We start from the raw sequence: 21,280 nt of genomic DNA on the forward strand, positions 1-21,280 counted from the left end.
GTGCGGCACGGTATGGGGTTTGGGGTTGCAGGTGCAAGCCTAGATGGCGGCTTTACGTGTCAGGTGCGTGAAGCAGGCCCAGCCGGGGAGGACGGGCAGCCACAGGGTCATCAGGCGGAAGAGGAGGACGGCGGGCGCTGCCTGCTCGGCCGGCAGGCCGGCGAAGGTGAGGGCACCGGTGAGGGCGAACTCGACCGCGCCGACGCCGCCGGGAGTGGGGGCCGCCGAGCCCAGGGCGTTGGCGGTCAGGAAGACCACGGCGATGCTCGCGTAGCTCAGCTCGCCGCCGAAGGCCCGGATCGAGGCGTCCAGGCACATGACGTTGGCGGCGGTCAGCAGCAGCATGCCGCCGATGCCGACGCAGAGCTTCTGCGGGCGCTGCAGGACGTCGAGCATGCGCGGGACGACGCCGGCGAACAGCGAGCGCACCCGGGTGGAGACGAACTTGCGCAGCACCGGGATCGCCGCCACGACCAGGACCAGGACGGCGGCGGTCAGCAGGCCGCCGATCACCGTGCGGGAGGGGCCGAGGGAGTCGCTGCGCTCGGTGCCGGTGATGTAGCCGAAGGACAGCAGCAGCATGATGTGGCAGGCCAGGCCGAACAGCTGGGAGGCACCGACGCTGGCGACCGCCAGGCCCGGGCGGATGCCCGCACGCTGCAGGAAGCGGGTGTTCAGGGCCACGCCGCCGACCGCGGCCGGGGCGACGATCTTGACGAACGAGCCGGCGACCTGGGCCAGCACGGTGCGGCCGAAGGTCAGCTTCTCCGGCACGAAGCCCAGCAGGCTCATCGCGGCGGCCACGTAGGTCAGCGCCTGGAAGGCCACGGCGACCGCGACCCAGCCCCAGTTGGCCTTGTCGACGAGGTCGCCGAACTTGATGTGGGTGAGCTGCGAGAGCAGGAAGTACGCGGCGATCGCGCCCGCCACGAAGCTGATCAGCGTGCGGGGCTTGATGCGCTCCAGGCGTACCGGCTCTATGGGGGCCTGGGGGCGGACGAGGAGCACCTGGCGGCGGATGTGCGCCAGCAGATCCTCCTCGCGGGCCTCCTCCAGCGCCTCCTCCAGGGCCTTCTTCTCGGCGTGCCGCTCGGCCTTGAGGGCCTTGCGGCTCTCCGGCTCGCGGGCCTCCTTCGCCGCCTTCAGGACGCGCTCGCGCTCGCGTTCGGAGCGCTCGCGGGCCAGCTGGCGCAGCGTGGCGCGGCTGATGCGGGTGAGGGCCAGGGGCTGCAGCAGGGGCAGGCTGTCGGCGATGGCGTCGGGGCCCAGGACCGCCACTCCGGTGGCGACCGCCCGTTCGGCGCCCACGCGCAGGCCCAGGGTGACCAGGAGCTGGGCGACGTCCATGCGCAGCACGAGGTCGCCGGCGGCGATCTCGCCGGAGCGCAGGTCGGTCAGGACGACATTGCCGGAACGATCCACCAGGAGGGCGTCGCCGTCGAGCCTGCGGTGCGCGATGCGGCGCGACTGCAGGGACCGCAGCTGGCGCCAGGCGGAGGTGAGCAGCTCATCGGTGATCTTGTCGTCCGGCACGGTGTCCAGGGGACGGCCGCCGGTGTGCTCGTAGACGAGCATCACCGCGTCCGGGCCGAGCTCGGAGGTGGCGATCAGCTTGGGGGCGTTGGCGCCGGCCGCGATGGCGGCGTAGGCGAGCAGCGCCTCCTGTTCGAGGGCCTGGCGCAGGGAGAGCAGGCTGCGGCGCTGGATCGTCTCGCGCAGCGCGAGGCGCTGCCAGACGCGGTAGAAGAAGCCCTGGGCCTGCTGCTCGCGGTCGACGACGGTGACGTCGAGGGGCGGGCCGTCCTCCAGGGTGACGATGTAGCGGCGGCCGCGGTCGGGGTGGGCCTCGTCCGCGGCGGTGTCCTCCGCGCGCAGGGCGCTCTCGGGGCGGAAGCCGACGCGCCGCAGCCCGGCCAGCAGGTGCCGGCCGGTGGGGCGCACGTTGGGGGAGCCGACGGCGTACAGGGTGCCGTACGCCACCGTCCAGCCGATCAGGACGGTGACGGCGATGGAGAACGGCGTGGTGTAGCCGTTGACCAGCACCGCGAAGGAGTCGAGCAGCAGGACGGCCCACATGGCCACCCGCCAGCGGGGCCGGCGGGACATGCCGACGGCGGTCATGTAGGCGATCACGGGCGCCAGGTAGCCGTGCACCGGGTCGGTCACGCCGCCGCTGGGCGCGCGCTGGGTGAGCGCGTCACGGATCGCGGCCGGGGCCGCCTCGGCCACCCACAGGGCGGTGGCCAGCGACACGCCGTGCGCGAGCACGGCGGCCAGCACGCCGTCGGCGATGCGCAGGCCGTCGCGTTTGACCAGGCGCTCGACGGCGAAGGCCACCGGGACGATGAAGACCGCGATGTTCGCCGTCAGGCCGGCGAAGTTCGCCAGCAGCTCGGGCACCGTGCCCGTGCTCTGCCGGATGTCCTGCGCCACTCCCTGGGTGGTCGAGTGGGCGAAGGCCGCGAGGGCGAGCACCAGGGCGATCCCGAGGATGCCCAGGAACAGCCGCACCAGGTCCGCGGGACGGTGGACCCGGGCGGGCAGCAGCGGCTCGTCGCCGGAGACCTTGTCGATACGGCCCTCCCCGTCCTTGGCGCAGTCCTTGTCCCAGGACAGCACTCGACGGGCGCGCGCCCCGTCATGAGGCTGCGCGCCCTGCTCGTCGTCCGTCTCGTCTCGGTCTCGTATCACCAGTCACCGCCCGGAAGATGGTGGCACGACCCGGCCGGGCAAGGGGGTATCAGGGTGCATTTCGGGGGCGCGGAGTGGAGATCGTACGCCCTGTGGTGCCGAGGTGCACTCTGGGTGATCTTGCGGAGGGCTGCTTCCGGCCCCCACCGGCACTGTCGGCGGCCTGCGGCAGTATGGACCGGATGAGCGAGCTTCCGGAGTACGCCGAGCGGGTCCTGTCGCTCGCCGAGCGCATCCCGCCCGGCAAGGTGATGACCTACGGCGACGTCGCGGAATGGCTCGGCGACGGCGGACCCCGGCAGGTCGGCCGCGTCATGGCCCTCTACGGCGGCGCCGTGCCCTGGTGGCGCGTCGTGCGCGCGGACGGCCGGCTGCTGCCCGGCCACGAACGGCGGGCCCTGGAGCACTACCGCGCCGAGGGCACCCCGCTGCGCGCGGGCGACCCCCCGCGCGTGGCCATGGCCACGGCCCGCTGGGACGGTGTGACGCACGACACGTGACCGGGACCACGGCCGCGGTGTTTCCCCAGTAACCCGAAGGGATGAGCCACCGGCCGCCGGACGGCGCCCCGCGGGACGCCCTGCGTCCCGGGTCGCTCCTGGCGTAGCGTCGGTGACCGCCCTGCGCACCGGACCCCTCCCGACACACCAGACCCACCAGGACCGGCACCACACGTGAGCTCCTCCACCTCGTCGCCCCAGCCCGCCCCGGGCGCGTACCGCCTGGTGCGCACCCGGCCGGGCCCCGCGGCCCCCCTTGAGCCGGACGCGGCCCAGCGCGCGGTGGTTGACCACGAGCGGGGCCCCCTGCTGGTCCTCGCCGGCCCCGGCACCGGCAAGACCACCACCCTCGTCGAGGCCGTCGCCGCACGGGTGCGGCGCGGCACCGACCCCGAGCGGATCCTCGTCCTCACCTTCAGCCGCAAGGCCGCCGTCGACGTCCGCGACCGCATCGCCGCCCGCCTCGGCGGCACGCTCGGCCCCCAGGCCACCACCTTCCACTCCTACTGCTACGCCCTCGTGCGCGCCCACCAGGACGCCGAGACGTTCGCCGAACCCCTGCGCCTGCTGTCCGGCCCGGAACAGGACGTCATGGTCCGCGAGCTGCTGGAGGGCGAGCTCGCCCTCGGCCGCGAGGGCCGCGGCCGCGTGCGCTGGCCCGACGAACTGCGCGCCTGCCTGACCACCCGCGGCTTCGCCGACGAGATGCGCGCCGTCCTCGCCCGCACCCGCGAGCTCGGCCTCGGCCCCGGAGACCTCGGCGCCTTCGCCCACCGCACCGGGCGCCCCGACTGGCGCGCCGCCGCCGCCTTCCTCGCCGAGTACCTCGACGTCCTCGACGCCCGCGGCGTCCTCGACTACGCCGAGCTCGTCCACCGGGCCGTCCTCCTCGCCGAACGCGACGACGTCGCCGCCGACCTCGCCCGCCGCTACGACGCCGTCTTCGTCGACGAGTACCAGGACACCGACGCCGCCCAGAACCGCCTCCTGCACGCCCTCGCCGGCGGCGGCCGCACCCTGGTCGCCCTCGGCGACCCCGACCAGTCCATCTACGCCTTCCGCGGCGCCGACGTCGGCGGCATCCTCGACTTCCCGCACGCCTTCCCCACCGCCGACGGCACCCCCGCCCCCGTGGCCGTCCTCACCACCTGCCGCCGCTCCGCCGCGAACCTCCTCCAGGCCACCCGGCTGCTCACCCGCCGCATGCCGCTGACCCGCCTGCCCGCCGACGCGGTACGCGCCCACCGCGACCTGACGGCCGTCCGCGACGGCGGCCGCGTGGAGACGTACACCTACCCGACGGCCGGCGCCGAGACCGACAACATCGCCGACATCCTGCGCCGCGCCCACCTGGAGGACGGCGTCCCCTGGCAGGACATGGCCGTCCTCGTCCGCGCCGGCACCCGCTCGATCCCCACCCTCCGCCGCGCCCTGACCGCGGCAGGCGTCCCGGTGGAGGTCGACGGCGACGACATCCCCCTGCGCCACGAACCGGCGGTGGCCCCCCTGCTGACAGCCCTCCGCGTGGCCGCGGAAGCGGCCCTACGGGACGCGGCGGGGGCCGCGGAGGCCGCGGAGGCGGCGGGGGTGGCGGACGGCATGAGCCCGTCGGGGCCCTCTGTGGAGGCCGAGGCCGCCGGGGCTGCCGGTTCTCCTGCGGCGGCCGGGTCCGCCGGGTCCGGCGGGTTCCCCGCGGTGGCCGAGGCCGCCGGGGCTGCCGGGTCTCCTGCGGCGGCCGGGTCTGCCGGGACCGCGGGGTCCCCCGCGGTGCCCGGGGGCGCCGACGCGTCCGTGGCCGCCGAGGGGGCCGTCGTCGGGGGCGCCCCCGAGCCGGAGGCTCCGGGGTGGCTGGGCGCCGAGACGGCCATCGCGTTGCTGACGTCGCCCCTCGGCGGCATGGACGCCGCCGATCTGCGGCGGCTCGGGCGGGCCTTGCGGGAGGAGGAGCGGGCTGCCGGGGAGGTCGCTCCGAGGCCGTCGGACGAGCTCATTGCGCGGGCGCTCGCCGAGCCCGAGCGCCTCGTCGCGCACGACCCGGCGTACGCGCGCGCCGCCCAGCGCCTGGGCGGGTTGCTGCGGGACGCGCGCGCGATCCTGGTGCGCGGCGGTACCGCCGAGGACGCCCTGTGGGCGTTGTGGGACGGCACGCCGTGGCCCTCCCGTCTGCAGCGGGCGGCGCACCGCGGCGGTCCCGCGGGCCGCAACGCCGACCGTGATCTCGACGCGGTCTGCGCGCTGTTCGAGACGGCCGCCCGCGCGGAGGAGCGCACCGGCGGGCTCGGTGCCCTCGGTTTCCTCGACGAGGTCGAGGCCCAGGACATCGCCGCCGACACCCTCACGCGCCGTCCGGTGCGTCCGGACGCCGTACGTCTGATGACCGCGCACCGTTCCAAGGGTCTGCAGTGGCGGCTGGTCGTCGTCGCCGGTGTGCAGGAGGGGCTGTGGCCGGACCTGCGCCGCCGCGGTTCCCTGCTGGAGGCCGACCGCATCGGGCGGGACGGTCTCGCCGAGCCGCTGCCCGCGGGTGCCCTGCTCGCGGAGGAGCGCCGCCTGTTCTACGTGGCGGCGACCCGTGCCCGCGAGCGGCTGGTCGTCACCGCCGTGCAGGCGGCCGCGGAGGACGGCGATCAGCCGTCGCGGTTCCTGGCCGAGCTGGGCGTCGAGCCCGTGGCCATAGCGCACCGTCCGCGCCGGCCGCTGGCCGTGGCCGCGCTGGTGGCCGAGTTGCGCGCGACGACCGTGGATCCGGCGGCGACCCCGGCGCTGCGCGCCGCCGCGGCCCGCCGCCTGGCCGCCTTGGCCGCGCTGCGGGACGAGGACGGCCAGCCGCTCGTACCCGCCGCCCATCCCTACCGCTGGTGGGGGCTGCACGAGACGACGCACAACGAGACCCCGCTGCGCGATCCCGAGCGGCCGGTGGCCCTGTCGCCGTCGGCCGTCGGCCAGCTGACCGGTACGGGCTGTTCGCTGCAGTGGTTCCTGGGCCGGGAGGTCAAGGCGGACGCCCCGGCCACGGCGGCGCAGGGCTTCGGCAACGTCGTCCACGTCCTGGCCGACGAGGTCGCCTCCGGCCGTACGCCCGCGGACCTGGCCGTGCTGATGGAGCGCCTCGACGGCGTGTGGGACGCCCTGGCCTTCGACGCGCCGTGGAAGTCGCAGCAGGAGAAGGAGACGGCCCGCGCCGCCCTGGAGCGTTTCCTGCGCTGGCACGTGATGGAACGCGGCCGGTACCCGGTCGCCACCGAGCACCCCTTCGACGTGACCCTCAAGGCCGAGCAGTACCTCGTGCGCGTGCGCGGCTCCATGGACCGCGTCGAACGCGACGACCACGGCCGCGCCTATGTCGTGGACTTCAAGACCGGCAAGAACGCGCCGACCGCCAAGGAGGTCGCCGTCCACCCCCAGCTCGCCGTCTACCAGCGTGCCGTCGCCGAGGGTGCCGTGGACGACGTCTTCGACGGCCGCCGCCCGGAGCCGGGCGGCGCCGAGCTCGTCCACCTGCGCCAGGGTGCGGCCAAAAAGGACGGCGGCGACGCCCTGCCCAAGGTCCAGGCGCAGGACGCCCCGGACGGCGAGTGGATCGGCTCCCTCCTCGCGGAGGCCGCCGGCCGCGTGCTCGAGGAACGCTTCGCCCCCCGCCCCGGCCAGCACTGCACCCACTGCACCTTCCGTGCCTCGTGCAGTGCCCGGCCCGAGGGCCGTCACGTGGTCGAGTAGGGCAGGGCGTGATGTCAGTGGCCCCCGGTAGCGTTCCCGGCGTGACCCCGCGCCTGACCGATCCCGAGGAGCTCAAGGAGCTCCTCGGCATTCCGTTCACCCCGGAGCAGACGGCCTGCATCACCGCGCCGCTCGCCCCGCAGGTGATCGTGGCCGGTGCGGGTTCCGGCAAGACCACGGTCATGGCGGCCCGTGTGGTGTGGCTCGTGGGCACCGGGCAGGTGGCTCCCGAGCAGGTGCTCGGCCTGACGTTCACCAACAAGGCCGCGGGCGAGCTGGCGGAGCGTGTCCGCAAGGCCCTGGCCGCGGCCGGTGCGGTGCCGGAGGAGGCCGACGGCGAGCCGCGCATCTCGACGTACCACGCGTTCGCAGGTCAGCTGCTGAAGGAGCACGGCCTGCGCATCGGTCTGGAGCCGAGCGCCCGGCTCCTCGCGGACGCCACCCGCTTCCAGCTGGCCGCCCGCGTGCTGCGCTCCTCCCCGGGCCCGCACCCGGCCCTGACCCGCTCGTTCGCCGACCTCGTGGCCGACCTCCTCGCGCTCGACGGCGAGCTGGCGGAGCATCTGGTCACCCCCGCCCGCCTGCGCGCGTTCGACCAGGGTCTGCTGCGGGAGCTGGACGGGGTCCGGCTGACCAACGCCGACCTGCGCAAGATCCCGGAGGCCGCCCGCGCCCGCGGGGAGCTCCTCGGGCTCGTCGAGCAGTACCGCCGCGAGAAGCGCTCCCGCGATCTGCTCGACTTCGGCGACCAGATCGCGCTGGCCGCCGAGCTCGCGGGCACCCGGCCGGAGGTCGGCCGCATCCTGCGCGAGCAGTACGCCGTCGTCCTCCTCGACGAGTACCAGGACACCTCCGTCGCCCAGCGCCTGCTCCTGGCCGGCCTGTTCGGCGCCGGCAGCGGCCACGCCGTCACCGCCGTCGGCGACCCCTGCCAGGCCATCTACGGCTGGCGCGGCGCCTCCGTCGCCAACCTCGACGACTTCCCCCGCCACTTCCCGCACGCCGACGGCACCCCCGCCCGCCGCCAGGCCCTCAGCGAGAACCGGCGCAGCGGCGGCCGCCTCCTGGAGCTCGCCAACGGCCTCGCCGCGCCCCTGCGCGCCCGGCACGAGGGCGTGGAGGCCCTGCGCCCGGCCCCCGGCGCCGAGCGCGACGGCCTCGTGCGCTGCGCCCTGCTGCCCACGCACGCCGAGGAGCTCGACTGGCTGGCCGATTCCCTCGCCCACCTGGTGCGCACCGGCACCCCGCCCGGGCAGATCGCCGTCCTGTGCCGTACGGCCACGGATTTCGCCGGCATCCAGGCCGCCCTCGTCGAGCGCGACGTCCCCGTCGAGGTCGTCGGGCTGTCCGGGCTGCTGCACCTGCCCGAGATCGCCGACCTGGTCGCCGTGTGCGAGGTCCTGGACGACCCCACGGCCAACGCCGCCCTCGTCCGCCTCCTGACCGGCCCCCGCTGGCGCATCGGTCCCCGCGACCTCGCCCTGCTCGGCCGCCGCGCCCGCACCCTCGTCCCGTACGCGGGCACGGGCACCGATCCCGGGCGGCGGCTGGCCGAGGCCGTCGAGGGCACCGACCCCACCGAGACCGTCTCGCTGGCCGACGCCCTCGACACCTTCCTGACCACCGCGCCCGACGACGGCCTGCCCTTCTCCAAGGAGGCCGCCGTCCGCTTCGCCCGGCTGGCGGCCGAGCTGCGCGACCTGCGCCGCAGCCTGGCCGACCCGCTCATGGACGTCCTGCACCGCGTCCTGGCGACCACCGGCCTGGAGGTCGAGCTCTCCGCCTCCCCGCACGCCCTGGCCGCCCGCCGCCGCGAGACCCTCACCCGCTTCCTGGACGTGGCCGCCGGGTTCGCCGCCCTCGACGGGGAGGCGACCCTGTCCGCCTTCCTGGGGTTCCTGCGCACTGCCGCCCAGTACGACAAGGGGCTCGACGGGTCCCTGCCCGGCGGCGAGGACACCGTCAAGATCCTGACCGCGCACAAGTCCAAGGGCCTGGAGTGGGACGTCGTGGCCGTCCCCGGTCTGGTGGCCAAGAGCTTCCCGAGCGAGCAGGGCCGCGAGGCGTGGACGGCCCAGCCCAAGGTGCTGCCGCATCCCCTGCGCGGCGACGCCGCCACCCTCCCGGAGCTGGCCGGCTGGGACGCCAAGGGCATGAGCGCGTTCAAGGAGGCGATGAAGGAGCACCAGCACACCGAGGAGCTCCGCCTCGGCTACGTCACCTTCACCCGCCCCCGCTCCCTCCTGCTGGCCTCCGGCCACTGGTGGGGCCCCAGCCAGCGCCGGCCCCGCGGCCCGTCCGTCTTCCTGGAGGCCCTGCGCGAGCACTGCGAGGCGGGCCACGGCGAGATCGAGGCGTGGGCCCCGGCCCCGGAGGAGGGCGAGGAGAACCCCGCCCTGGCCGAGGACGAGCGCGAGCACTCCTGGCCCCTGCCCCTGGACGCCGCCTCCCTCGCCCGCCGCCGCGCGGCCGCCCGCGCCGTCCTGGACCACCTCGCCGCCGAGGGCACCGGGGCGCAGCAGGCGGAGGAGGACGAGCTGCTTCCCGAGGAGGCCCGCGCCGTCGCCTCCTGGGACCGCGACCTCGACGCCCTCGTCGGCGAGCTGCGCCGTGCCCGCGCCACCGTGCGCGAGGTCGAGCTGCCGGCCGCCCTGACCGCCTCCCAGGTCGTGCGCCTGGCCGCCGACCCCGACGGCTTCGCCCGCGACCTGGCCCGCCCGATGCCCCGGCGCCCGCAGCCGGCGGCCCGCCGCGGCACGCGCTTCCACGCCTGGGTCGAGTCGCGCTTCGAGGCGCTGCCGCTGCCCCTGCTCGGCCCCGACGAGCTGCCCGGCGGCGAGGACGACGATCCCCGCATCGCCGACGAGCGCGACCTGGCCGAGCTGAAGGAGGCATTCCGCCGCACCCCGTACGCCCACCGCACCCCCTACCGCGTCGAGGCGCCCGTCCAGATCACGCTGGCCGGCCGGGCCATCCGCGGCCGCATCGACGCCGTCTACCGCACCCCCGCCCCGGACGGCGGGTACCACTACGAGATCGTCGACTGGAAGACGAGCCGCCAGAGCGACGCCGACCCCCTCCAGCTCGCCGTCTACCGCGTGGCCTGGGCCGAGCAGCACGGCATACCGCTGGAATCCGTCGGCGCCGCCTTCGTCCACGTACGCGACGGCCTGACCGTCCACCCGCCGGGCCTGCCCGACCGCGCCGGCCTCGAAAAGATCATCCTGGGGGAGGAAGTGTGAGGAAACCCGCTCCGAGCCGGTCCGCGGCTCCCGATAGGCTCGATGCATGAGCAACACCCCGGACACCGTCGTCCGCGCGTACCTCGCCGAGCACCGCGCCGCCTTCCTCCAGGACCTGGCCGAGTGGTTGCGCATTCCCTCCGTCTCGGCCGACCCGGCCCACGCCCCGGACGTACGCCGCAGCGCGCAGTGGCTCGCGGACAAGCTCACCGAGACCGGCTTCCCCGTTGCCGAGGTATGGGAGACGGGCACGCCCGGGGCCCCCGGCGCCCCCGCCGTCTACGCGGAGTGGCCCTGCGGCGACGCCGCCGCCCCCACCGTCCTGGTCTACGGGCACCACGACGTGCAGCCCGCCGCCCGCGAGGACGGCTGGCACACCGACCCCTTCGAGCCCACCACCGTCGGCAACCGCCTCTACGCCCGCGGCGCCGCCGACGACAAGGGCCAGGTCTTCTTCCACGCCCTCGGCGTGCGGGCCCACCTGGCCGCCACCGGCCGCACCGCGCCCGCCGTCAACCTCAAGCTGCTGATCGAGGGCGAGGAGGAGTCCGGCTCCCCGAACTTCCCCGCCCTCCTGCACGCCCACCGCGACCGCCTCGCCTGCGACGTGGTGATCGTCTCGGACACCGGCATGTGGTCCGAGGACACCCCCACCGTCTGCACGGGCATGCGCGGCCTGGCCGAGTGCCAGATCGACCTGTACGGCCCCGACCAGGACATCCACTCCGGCTCCTTCGGCGGCGCGGTGCCCAACCCCGCCACCGAGGCCGCCCGGCTGGCCGCCGCCCTGCACGACGAGGACCGCCGCGTCACCCTCCCCGGCTTCTACGACGGCATCGTCGAGCTCACCGACCGCGAGCGCGAGCTGATCGCCGAGCTGCCCTTCGACGAGAAGCGCTGGCTGGGCGCCGCCCACTCGCACGGCACCCTCGGCGAGAGCGGCTACAGCACCCTGGAGCGCATCTGGGCCCGCCCCACCGCCGAGGTCAACGGCATCGGCGGCGGCTACCAGGGCCCCGGCGGCAAGACCATCGTCCCGTCGAGCGCCCAGCTGAAGCTGTCCTTCCGGCTCGTCGCCGGCCAGGACGCCGAGCGCATCCAGGACACCCTGCGCCAGTGGGTGGCCGACCGGCTCCCCGCGGGCATCCGCCACGAGATCACCTTCACCGGGTCCACCCGCCCATGCCTGACGCCCCTGGACCACCCGGCCCTGACCTCGCTCGCCCGCGCCATGGGCCGCGCCTTCGGGCAGGAGATCCGCTTCACGCGCGAGGGCGGCTCCGGCCCCGCCGCCGACCTGCAGGACGTCCTGGGCGCCCCGGTGCTCTTCCTCGGCATCTCGGTGCCCTCCGACGGCTGGCACGCCCCGAACGAGAAGGTCGAGCTGGACCTGCTCCTGAAGGGCGCCGAGAGCGCCGCCCACCTGTGGGCCGACCTCGCCGCCACCTACGCCGGCGGGCCGGCCTCCCGCGCCTAGCCGCGCACGCCGCCCGCCGCACCACACGCCACCGGCGCCGGCCCGGCCACCGGCCCGTACCGCGGCACCAGCCGCAGCAGCACGACCACCGTCAAGAGGGGGAGTTGGAAGCAGCCGTGACCATGACCGACTGGACCGATCTCACAAGCACCCGGCCCATCACGCTCAGCGGCGCGAGCGGCATCGACAGAGCCGCCCACCACCGGCTCGACGAAGCCTGGCTCTCCGCCGCCTGGAGCCACCCCACCACCCGGGTCTTCGTGGTCTCCGGCGGTCAGGCGCTCGTCGACGACACCCCCGACGGCCGTACCGAGCTGGTCATGACGCCCGCCTTCGAGGCGCCCGTCACCGAGACCCACCGCTACTTCCTGGGCCAGGACGCCGACGGCGTCGCCTACTTCGCCGTCCAGAAGGACAGCCTGCCCGGGCGCATCGACCAGTCCGCGCGCCCCGCCGGGCTGCGCGAGGCCGGGCTGCTGCTCTCCCCCCGCGACGCCGGGCTGCTGGTGCACGCGGTGGCCCTGGAGAACTGGCAGCGCCTGCACCGCTTCTGCTCGCGCTGCGGCGAGCGCACCGTCATCGCCGCGGCCGGCCACGTCCGCCGCTGCCCGGCCTGCGGCGCCGAGCACTACCCGCGCACCGACCCCGCCGTGATCATGCTCGTGACCGACGAGCAGGACCGGGCCCTGCTCGGCCGGCAGATGCACTGGCCCGAGGGCCGCTTCTCGACCCTGGCGGGCTTCGTGGAGCCGGGGGAGTCCATCGAGCAGGCCGTGCGCCGCGAGGTGGCGGAGGAGGCCGGCGTGAGCGTCGGCGACGTCGAGTACGTCGCCAGCCAGCCCTGGCCCTTCCCCTCCAGCCTCATGCTGGGCTTCATGGCCAGCGCCACCTCCTGCGACATCCAGGTCGACGGCGAGGAGATCCACGAGGCGCGCTGGTTCTCCCGCGACGAGCTGCGGGCCGCGTTCGAGTCCGGGGAGGTGCTGCCTCCCACCGGCATCTCGATCGCGGCCCGGCTGATCGAGCTCTGGTACGGCGAGCCCCTGCCGTAGACCCCTGCCGCAGAGCCTGCTCAGACCCCGCTGAGGCTGCCGATCTTGGCCTTGACCTGGGCGAGGGAGGGGTTGGTGAGCGTGGAGCCGTCCGCGAAGAGAACGGTGGGGACCGTCTGGTTCCCGCCGTTCGCCTTCTCGACGAACGCCGCCGAGTCGGCGTCGAGCTCGATGTTGACCTCGTTGTAGGCGATGCCCTCGCGCTCCATCTGGCTCTTCAGCCGGCGGCAGTAGCCGCACCAGGTGGTGCTGTACATCGTCACGGCGTTCGACATGCGACCCGCGCTCCTTCTGATCGGTGCTGCTCCGAGGGAGCAACCTGGTGTTTCCGGACGGTCAACGCGGACCGACGATGGCGCATTCCCGTCGCCCCGCCGCAGTGGCGCACAGCACGTCCCGACTTGTACGACCGGTGGGTCACCCCTGTGGACAACATTCCCGCTCGCCCCGGTGGACCTGGCAGCATGGCGGGGTGACAGCAGCAACGCACTCCCCCCTCTTCTCCCAGGGCTTCCCCCAGGTGCCGGAGACGGCCGACGCGGTGCTCGACGGGCTCGACCCCGAGCAGCGCGAGGTGGCCACCGCCCTGAGCGGGCCGGTGTGCGTCCTCGCCGGTGCCGGCACCGGCAAGACCCGGGCCATCACCCACCGCATCGCCTACGGCGTGCGCTCGGGGATCCTGCAGCCCGCCAGTGTGCTCGCCGTCACCTTCACCAACCGGGCTGCCGGGGAGATGCGCGGCCGGCTGCGGCAGCTGGGCGCCGGCGGCGTCCAGGCCCGTACGTTCCACTCCGCCGCCCTGCGCCAGCTGCAGTACTTCTGGCCCAAGGCCGTCGGCGGGGAGATGCCCCGGCTGCTGGACCGCAAGGTCCAGGTGGTCGCCGAGGCCGCCGCCCGCTGCCGCATCCGCCTCGACCGCAACGAGCTGCGCGACGTCACCGCCGAGATCGAATGGGCCAAGGTCACCCAGACCGTCCCCGAGGACTACCCGGCCGCCGCCGCCAAGGCGGGCCGCGAGGCGCCCCGCGACACCGCCGAGATCGCCCGCGTCTACGGCATGTACGAGCAGCTCAAGCGCGAGCGCGGCGTGATCGACTTCGAGGACGTGCTGCTGCTGACCGTCGGCGTCCTGCAGGACCGCCACGACATCGCCGAGACCGTGCGCCGGCAGTACCAGCACTTCGTCGTCGACGAGTACCAGGACGTCAGCCCCCTGCAGCAGCGGCTGCTGGAGCTGTGGCTGGGGGAGCGCGACACCCTGTGCGTGGTCGGCGACGCCAGCCAGACCATCTACTCCTTCACCGGTGCCACCCCCGACCACCTGCTGAACTTCCGCACCCGGCACCCCCACGCCACGGTGATCAAGCTCGTCCGGGACTACCGCTCCACCCCCCAGGTCGTCCACCTCGCCAACGGGCTGCTCTCCCAGGCCCGCGGCCGGGCCGCCGAGCACCGCCTGGAGCTGGTCTCCCAGCGCGGCCCCGGTCCCGAGCCGGCCTACGCCGAGTACGCCGACGAGCCCGCCGAGGCCGAGGGCACCGCCCGCCGGGTGCGCGAGCTGATCGCCTCCGGCGTCCCCGCCAGCGAGATCGCCGTCCTGTACCGGATCAACGCCCAGTCCGAGGTCTACGAGCAGGCCCTGGCCGACGCCGGGGTGCCCTACCAGCTGCGCGGCGCCGAGCGGTTCTTCGAGCGGCCCGAGGTCCGCGAGGCCGGCCTGCTGCTGCGCGGCGCCGCCCGCGCCGGCGGCCACGGCGACGCCCAGCTCGCCGACGCCGAGGACCTGCCCGCGCAGGTGCGTGCCGTGCTCGGCACCCGCGGCTGGACGCCCCAGGCCCCCGCCGGCTCCGGAGCCGTCCGCGACCGCTGGGAATCCCTGGCCGCCCTCGTGCGCCTCGCCGAGGACTTCGCCCGCGCCCGCCCCACCGCCACCCTCGCCGACCTGGTCGCCGAGCTGGACGAGCGGGCCGCCGCCCAGCACGCCCCCACCGTCGAGGGCGTCACCCTCGCCTCCCTGCACGCCGCCAAGGGCCTGGAGTGGGACGCCGTCTTCCTGGTGGGCCTCACCGAGGGCATGCTCCCCATCACCTACGCCAAGACGGACGAGCAGGTGGAGGAGGAGCGCCGCCTCCTCTATGTCGGCGTCACCCGCGCCCGGGTCCACCTGACCCTGTCCTGGGCGCTGTCCCGGGCCCCCGGCGGGCGCCCGTCCCGGCGCCCCACCCGCTTCCTGGCCGGGCTGCGGCCCGGCACCACCGCGGCCCGCGCCGGGCACGCCGCCCCCGCCCCCGGGCGGGGCGGCATCGAGCGCGGAGTGCGGCGCAAGCGCGGTCACGCGCGCTGCCGGGTCTGCGGGCGGACGCTGACCGACGCCGGGGAGATCAAGCTGATGCGCTGCGAGGACTGCCCCTCGGAGCTCGACGAGGCGCTCTACGAGCGGCTGCGCGACTGGCGGGCCGAGCAGGCCCGGCTGCTGGGCCAGCCCGCGTTCTGCGTCTTCACCGACAAGACGCTGCTCGCGATTGCCGAGGCCGTTCCGGGAACCGAATCGGAGCTGGCGTGCATCTCAGGTGTCGGAGGACGAAAGCTCGACCGGTTCGGGTCCGACGTCCTCGCCCTGTGCGCAGGCACGGAGCCCTCTTCGGATGTGTCCCAGGACACCTCCGAAGAATCTCCGGAAAAATAGTTTGCGCCCGCGGAGGCAGTGCCCATAGCCTTCCGAGCAGGGAAACGACGGGTCCTTTACGGATCCGCCGGGTTCCTGCTGCACTCAACCGAAGACGACCGCTCGCAGCGGTCCCCGAGACGCCGAGAGGAGGCGGAGAAAATGATCAGCTTCAACAGCTTCGACAAAATGACCGATCGGCGTATCGGCTCCGCCATGCTCGGCTCCGGCTTCGGCTCCGTCCAGGGCACCGGTCTGTCCGGTGCCGGTCGGATCGTCCTCATCGAAGAGCGACCGACCAAGGCGTCCGAGGTCATGGCAGCAGCACAGGCACAGGCTCCGGCCTATGCCTTTGCGCCGGCGGCCAATGGCGCCGAGGCGGTCACCGTCCAGCAGCAGCACCTTCCCAAGACGTGGGCCTTCCGTGGGCTCGAACCCTGGAGAGATCCAGCCTGATCGGCGCGATCAGGTCGGCACCTTCCAGGGCCGCGGAACCCACACCGGGATCCGCGGCCCTTCGCTTTGCCCCCAAGCCGGGGGACACCACTCCGGCCACCCGCCGGAACAACAGACGAGGAATCACACACCGTGCAACTCAAGGCGCACACCCCGTCCGTAGCCACCGACTTGATCCCCCCGCCCGTCCCCACGGAGGACTCCTTGACCGCCCTGACCACCCTGACGGACCTCGACGAGGCCATCGAGAACCTCGGCGTGCCGGTCCCGTGCCGCTCCTACGACCCCGAGGTCTTCTTCGCCGAGTCGCCGGCCGACGTCGAGTACGCCAAGTCCCTGTGCCAGACCTGCCCGCTGCGCGCCGCCTGCCTCGCCGGCGCCAAGGACCGCCGCGAGCCCTGGGGCGTCTGGGGTGGCGAGCTGTTCGTCCAGGGTGTGGTCGTCGCCCGCAAGCGTCCCCGCGGCCGCCCGCGCAAGAACCCGGTCGCCGCATGATCACCGCAGGCACCATCGACCGCCCCTCGACGCACGACCCCAAGAAGCAGGACCCGACCATGCAGCGCCCGACCCCCGAGCCCTTCGTCTCCCACGAGACCGCCACCGAGCATCGCCAGAACAGGAACCACGCCATGCAACTCATCCCAGAAGCCCTGGCCAGGGCTCATGTGCACGACAGGCTGCGCGAGGCCGAGTCCCAACGCAGGGCCGTGCGCCTGGCCGCCGCCCGGCGCATGCAGCGCCGTGCCGAGCGCGCCTCGCTGCGCGCCCGTCGCGCGCTGGCCATGGCCGTCATGCAGTGAGCGCCCGCGGGGCCGGTCCGAACGGACCGGCCCCGCGCCGCGTTGGGTGCGCCACCCGCACCCCGCCCGCTCGCGGGGCTATCGTCGGGGGCGTGGCCTCCAAGACGCATGAACCCGTGCAGTTGGGCCCCGAGCCCGCCGAGCCGGTCACCTGTGCCCGCTGCGGAACCCCGGCCCCCGGTGGCACCCCGCCCCCCACCTGGACCTGCTCCGTGGAGAACGGCAGCCGGCAGTACTTCTGCGACGCCTGTGCCCGGGCCAACATCCGGGCCATCGAGGGCCGCCTGGACTCCGCCTGGTGGTGAGGGCCCGGTCAGGCGGAGGTGTCCCGGCTGCGGGCGCTCGGCGCGAAGCCGGGCACCCATGCCTCCATCTCCTCCCGGAGCCGGACGGTCGCGCCCAACTGGCAGAGCACCCCTATCGTGCTCATCGTCACCCGGTGGATCAGCAGATACGACGGCGGCAGGTTGAGCTGCCGCGCCAGCTGATAGGCGGGGGAGCGGGGGTCGGCGATGCGGGCCGCCTGCGAGCGCAGCCAGTCACGTGTGAAGGTGAACTCCTCCACCTGGGCCGGCTCGATGATGGGCACCAGATAGTCCAGCACCGCCTTCGGGTCCAGCTCGATCTCCGGCTTGACGAACCCCTCGGACCGCAGCAGCTCGTGCACCGCGGCGGCGTCGCCCTCCAGCGCCAGCCGCAGGGCCGCCCCTATCTCCACCGGCAGCCCGCGCGGCAGCCGGTCGACCGTGCCGAAGTCCAGCACGCCCAGCTGCCACTTCTCCGGCGGGCCGTCGGGGGAGCCCTCGGTCAGCAGCCGGAAGTTGCCCGGGTGCGGGTCCGCGTGCAGCAGGCCCGTGCGGGCCACGCCGGAGAACAGGAAACGGGCCAGCAACTGACCGGCGCGGTCGCGCTGCTCCCGGGTGCCGTGCGCTATCACCTCGGACAGCGGCACCCCCTCCAGCCACTCGGTGACCAGCACCTGATCGCCGTGGTGCACCACATCGGGCACCGCCACGTCGGCATCGCCCGCGAACTCACGGGCGTGCTCGCCCTGCGCCCGCGCCTCCAGCCCGTAGTCCAGCTCCTCCGAGACCCGGTCGCGCAGCTCCGTGATCAGCGGCTTGATGTCCATGCCCGGCACCAGCGGACCCAGCAGCTTGGCGAATCTGCCCAGTTGGGTCAGGTCCGACAGCAGGGCCTCGCCCGCGCCCGGATACTGCACCTTGACCGCGACCTCGCGCCCGTCGTGCCAGACCGCCCGGTGCACCTGCCCGATGGAGGCCGCCGCGGCCGGCTTGTCCTCGAACTCCTCGAACAGATCCCGCCAGTCCTCGCCCAGCCGGTCCGCCAGGGCGGCGTGCACCGACTTCACCGGCATCGGTGGCGCCGCTTCCTGAAGCTTGGTCAGCGCCGCCCGATAGGGCCCGGCGACCTGCTCCGGAAGGGCCGATTCGAAGACGGACAGCGCCTGACCGAGCTTCATGGCACCCCCCTTGAGCTGCCCGAGCGTCGCGAAGAGCTGTTCGGCCGTGCGCTGCTGCAGCTCCGCGGCGATCATCTCCGCCGGCCGGCCGCCGATGCGCTTCCCCAGCCCGAGCGCCGTGCGCCCTGCGAACCCCAGCGGCAACGCGGCCAACTTGACGGTACGGGTGACCGCCTTGCGGGGTAGATCAGACATGCGCCCCTCCAACTAGCTGAACAGCCACGCCGCGGACGGCGGTTACCGGGTCATTGTCCCGTGCGGGCCCGACGCGGCCCCGGCGTTCTCCGCAGGCGCGAAGTCCGCCGCTCCACACAGGCACCGCGGATGCGGCTCGACGGGGCGCGGGTCCCAGGTGGGCCCCGGCAGCGCCAGCTCCAGCCGTACCCCCGCGCTTGCGACGGGCCCACCGTCGAGGAAGGCCAGCGCCCGCGCCACGGTCAGCCCCGCCACGACCGTGGCCAGTGCCATGTCGCAAGACGGTACCCCCGCGGCGCGCCCCGACCGCCACTGGGCGAGCATCCGGGGCCAGGCCGGGTCCCGGTCGGCCCGGGTCAGCTCCACGCAGCCCGCGCAGGCCGACCGCCCCGGCAGCACCAGCGGCCCCACCACGCCGGTGGCCTCCAGTACCCCCGCGTACAGGTGCGGGGTGCCCAGGGCGAGAAGGTCCTGCGCGGCCGCGGGATCCGGGGCGTAGGCCGCGAGCCCGTCGCGCGGGGCGAGGATCACCAGGGCCGGTGCCGGCTCCGTCTCCTGATCCTCCCGGACCCAGGAGGCCCCGGCCGCCCGCGCCCGCGGCGGCGGCACCGGCACCGCCTGCTGCACCACGCGCCGGGCGGCGATGTCCCGCCGCTCGCCCGTGCGCTCGGGCCCCACCCCGCCCGGCGCCACGTCCCACGGCTCGACACGGCCCCCGTCCTGCACCTCGACGCGACCCACCCCCGAAGCGGACAGCAGCGCCGCAACGGCCGCGCCCACCCTGCCCGCCCCGCGCACCCGCACCCGCGTCTCCTGGCGGGCCGCCAGCACCCGTAGCGCCGCCCCCGGCCCGGGGTGGAGCACCGACAGCGACGCCAGGTCCGGGCGCAGCCGCTCCAGGCCCCCGCCCCGGCTCCGCAGCGCCGCGGCCCCCGCGCCGCCGCCCCGCGGGTCGTCGATCAGCCCGGCCGCGGACAGCCGCGCCACCAGGTCGTCGGCCCGGCCCTCCGGCAGCCCCATGCCCCGGGCCTCCTCCCGCAGCAGCTCCAGGCCGCGCGTCCCGTCGAGCAGGCCCATGAAGCAGCCCGTCGCGGTGTCCACCGGCCCCACCACCACCGCGTGCGCGGGGGCCACCCCGAACTGCACCGTGTCCCGGTTGCGCCAGGCCCGGCGCAGCGCGGGCTTGAGCATCGGATGCGGCCCGAGCGCCGCCGCTTGCCGTGCTGCCTGCTGTGCCGTGTGTTGTTCCGCTTGCTGTGCTGTTTGCTGCGCCTCTTGCTGTGCCGTTTGCTGTGCCGCTTGCCGTCCCGCTTCGCGTTCGCGTTGCTGCATGGTCTCCCCCTCGTCCGGACCCCAGCATGCCGACGGCGGCGCGGGCCCGCCCGGAGTTGTCCACAGGGCAGGGGGGATAGTCATACAAGCCGTGCGCCCTGCGGGTGGTTCCCCGACAACCGACCCGGGGGCGGGACTTCCCGCGCCGCCAGCGGGTAACGTCGGGGCGTGCCCGTCGACCCCCTGAACAGCGCCCCGAGGCCGCCGCGCAGTGCCCCGAGCCCGCTCACGCGGGCGGCACAGACCGGTCCGGTCGAGGTCCGACGGAGCGCACGCCGCCGCAGGACGGTCTCCGCCTACCGCGAGGGCGACCGCACCATCGTCCTCATCCCCGCCCGCATGTCGGAGGCGGAGGAGCGGCGCTGGGTGTCGGTGATGCTGGACAAGCTCGCCGCGCAGGAGAGCCGGCGGATGCTGGGCGACGGCGAGCTGCCCGAGCGCGCCCGGCGCCTGTCCGAGCAGTACCTGGACGGGCGGGCGCGGCCGGCGAGCGTGCGCTGGGTCACCAATCAGAACACCCGCTGGGGCTCGTGCACCCCCGCCGAGGGCAGCATCCGCCTCTCGCACCGCCTGCAGGGCATGCCCGAGTACGTCGTGGACTACGTCCTGCTGCACGAGCTGGCCCACCTGCTCGTGCCCGGCCACGGCGCCGACTTCTGGCGGCTGCTGGAGGCGTACCCCCGCACCGAGCGCGCCCGCGGTTACCTCGAAGGCGTGGTCGCCGCCGACCGGCTGCCGCACCTGCCCGCCGCCCGCGGCGAATAGGGCGCGAGGCGGCGAACCGCCCGTCGCCGTGTAACGGTATGCAGCCGTCCCGTACCGGAATCGCCCCGGGATCACGGGCTGTCGCCGGCAGCGGTTAGCCTGGCGCAACGCGACGCGCCAGCAGGGCGTCCGCGGCAACGCCTTCGCACGGTACGGATGGGGGACGGTCGTCACGCATGTCCAGGGAATTCCAGCGCGGCCACAAGGCCAGGGTCAGTGACCTGACGGCGGGCACCGATCTGTACGTGGGAGTGCAGGTCGCCGGCCCCGGTCTGACCTTCGACATCAGCTGCTTCGGTCTCGACGCCGACGAGCGGCTCTCGGACGACCGGTACTTCGTCTTCTTCAACCAACCCGCCTCCCCCGAGGAGGCCGTCCAGCTGCTCGGCCCGCAGGCCGGGGACACGGAGTCCTTCCGCGTCACCCTCGACCGCGTCCCCTCCCACATCCGCAAGCTGACCTTCACCGCCACGCTCGACGGCGACGGGCAGATGGGGCAGATCGGCCCGGGCTACCTGCGCCTGGTCGCGGGCGGCGTGGAGGTGGCCCGGTACGCGTTCACCGGCGCGGAGTTCAGCACCGAGCGCGCGGTGATGCTCGCGGACCTCTACCTGAAGGACGTGTGGCGCTTCGCCGCCGTCGGGCAGGGCTTCGACGGCGGCCTGGAGGCGCTGCTGAGGAACTTCGGCGGCGAGGTCCTGGAGGAGGAGTCCGCCCCGGCGCAGGCCCCGGCCGCGCCCGCCTTCGCGCCCCCGGCACAGGCCACCGCGCCCGCGCCGCCCGCCTTCGCGCCGCCGGCCGCCTCCCACGACCCGGCGCACAAGCCGGCCGCGGCGGCCCCGCAGCCCGCCCCGGCCTTCGCGCCCCCGCCCGGAAGCACTCCTCCGCCCGGCGGCACAGATCGG

Annotated in this window: 16 protein-coding genes; 12 read left to right on the plus strand and 4 right to left on the minus strand. The window is 74.7% G+C overall.

The window, feature by feature from the left end:
* Nucleotides 1-39: 39 nt before the first annotated feature.
* Entirely contained in the window at nucleotides 40-2,691 is a 2,652-nt protein-coding gene (locus AC27L3_RS15570; protein ID WP_487234603.1) for a lysylphosphatidylglycerol synthase transmembrane domain-containing protein, read from the minus strand.
* Between the two features lie 182 nt (nucleotides 2,692-2,873).
* On the opposite strand from AC27L3_RS15570, the gene AC27L3_RS15575 reads away from it, so the two are divergent.
* The 5 genes from AC27L3_RS15575 (at nucleotide 2,874) to nudC (ending at nucleotide 12,679) form a co-directional block, all read left to right on the plus strand.
* Nucleotides 2,874-3,191 (plus strand): MGMT family protein, encoded by a 318-nt coding sequence (locus tag AC27L3_RS15575; RefSeq protein WP_487234604.1) that lies wholly within the window; start codon nucleotides 2,874-2,876, stop codon nucleotides 3,189-3,191.
* A gap of 174 nt (nucleotides 3,192-3,365) precedes the next feature.
* On the plus strand, nucleotides 3,366-6,908 hold the full coding sequence (locus AC27L3_RS15580) for an ATP-dependent helicase (protein ID WP_487234605.1): 3,543 nt from the start codon (nucleotides 3,366-3,368) through the stop codon (nucleotides 6,906-6,908).
* 41 nt (nucleotides 6,909-6,949) lie between these two features.
* Complete coding sequence (locus tag AC27L3_RS15585) at nucleotides 6,950-10,150, plus strand: ATP-dependent helicase (protein ID WP_487234606.1); 3,201 nt, start codon at nucleotides 6,950-6,952, stop codon at nucleotides 10,148-10,150.
* 46 nt (nucleotides 10,151-10,196) lie between these two features.
* Nucleotides 10,197-11,627, plus strand: coding sequence for a dipeptidase (locus AC27L3_RS15590; protein WP_487234607.1), 1,431 nt, complete (start codon nucleotides 10,197-10,199; stop codon nucleotides 11,625-11,627).
* A gap of 122 nt (nucleotides 11,628-11,749) precedes the next feature.
* Nucleotides 11,750-12,679: an NAD(+) diphosphatase gene (nudC, locus tag AC27L3_RS15595; RefSeq protein WP_487234627.1), complete on the plus strand. Its 930-nt coding sequence runs from the start codon at nucleotides 11,750-11,752 to the stop codon at nucleotides 12,677-12,679.
* Nucleotides 12,680-12,699: 20 nt separating this feature from the next.
* On the opposite strand, the gene AC27L3_RS15600 is transcribed toward nudC, so the two are convergent.
* A complete protein-coding gene (locus tag AC27L3_RS15600) occupies nucleotides 12,700-12,954 on the minus strand; it encodes a mycoredoxin (RefSeq protein ID WP_365965340.1) in 255 nt (84 codons plus the stop codon).
* A 197-nt stretch (nucleotides 12,955-13,151) separates the two neighbouring features.
* Here AC27L3_RS15600 and AC27L3_RS15605 point away from each other — a divergent pair, with 197 nt between their 5' ends.
* From AC27L3_RS15605 to AC27L3_RS15625, 5 genes are all read left to right on the plus strand, one after another.
* Entirely contained in the window at nucleotides 13,152-15,365 is a 2,214-nt protein-coding gene (locus AC27L3_RS15605; protein ID WP_487234608.1) for an ATP-dependent DNA helicase UvrD2, read from the plus strand.
* Between the two features lie 141 nt (nucleotides 15,366-15,506).
* On the plus strand, nucleotides 15,507-15,800 hold the full coding sequence (locus AC27L3_RS15610; RefSeq protein WP_487234609.1) for a hypothetical protein: 294 nt from the start codon (nucleotides 15,507-15,509) through the stop codon (nucleotides 15,798-15,800).
* Between the two features lie 132 nt (nucleotides 15,801-15,932).
* The gene (locus tag AC27L3_RS15615) at nucleotides 15,933-16,295 is read left to right on the plus strand and encodes a WhiB family transcriptional regulator (RefSeq protein WP_344438215.1); all 363 of its coding nucleotides are present in this window, start codon (nucleotides 15,933-15,935) and stop codon (nucleotides 16,293-16,295) included.
* Nucleotides 16,292-16,600: a hypothetical protein gene (locus AC27L3_RS15620; RefSeq protein ID WP_365965337.1), complete on the plus strand. Its 309-nt coding sequence runs from the start codon at nucleotides 16,292-16,294 to the stop codon at nucleotides 16,598-16,600. The genes AC27L3_RS15615 and AC27L3_RS15620 overlap by 4 nt, the downstream gene beginning before the upstream one ends.
* A 92-nt stretch (nucleotides 16,601-16,692) precedes the next feature.
* The gene (locus AC27L3_RS15625; protein ID WP_365965336.1) at nucleotides 16,693-16,905 is read left to right on the plus strand and encodes a hypothetical protein; all 213 of its coding nucleotides are present in this window, start codon (nucleotides 16,693-16,695) and stop codon (nucleotides 16,903-16,905) included.
* 8 nt (nucleotides 16,906-16,913) lie between these two features.
* On the opposite strand, the gene AC27L3_RS15630 is transcribed toward AC27L3_RS15625, so the two are convergent.
* Nucleotides 16,914-18,278, minus strand: coding sequence for an ABC1 kinase family protein (locus AC27L3_RS15630; RefSeq protein WP_487234610.1), 1,365 nt, complete (start codon nucleotides 18,276-18,278; stop codon nucleotides 16,914-16,916).
* A 42-nt stretch (nucleotides 18,279-18,320) separates the two neighbouring features.
* Entirely contained in the window at nucleotides 18,321-19,469 is a 1,149-nt protein-coding gene (locus AC27L3_RS15635; RefSeq protein ID WP_487234611.1) for a ThiF family adenylyltransferase, read from the minus strand.
* Between the two features lie 309 nt (nucleotides 19,470-19,778).
* Between AC27L3_RS15635 and AC27L3_RS15640 the strand changes: the two genes are divergently transcribed.
* Nucleotides 19,779-20,375 (plus strand): M48 metallopeptidase family protein, encoded by a 597-nt coding sequence (locus AC27L3_RS15640; protein ID WP_487234612.1) that lies wholly within the window; start codon nucleotides 19,779-19,781, stop codon nucleotides 20,373-20,375.
* A gap of 176 nt (nucleotides 20,376-20,551) precedes the next feature.
* Nucleotides 20,552-21,280: TerD family protein (locus AC27L3_RS15645; protein ID WP_487234613.1), on the plus strand; the 729-nt coding region annotated here is incomplete at its 3' end.

The organism is Streptomyces sp. PKA51 (genome assembly GCF_057552455.1).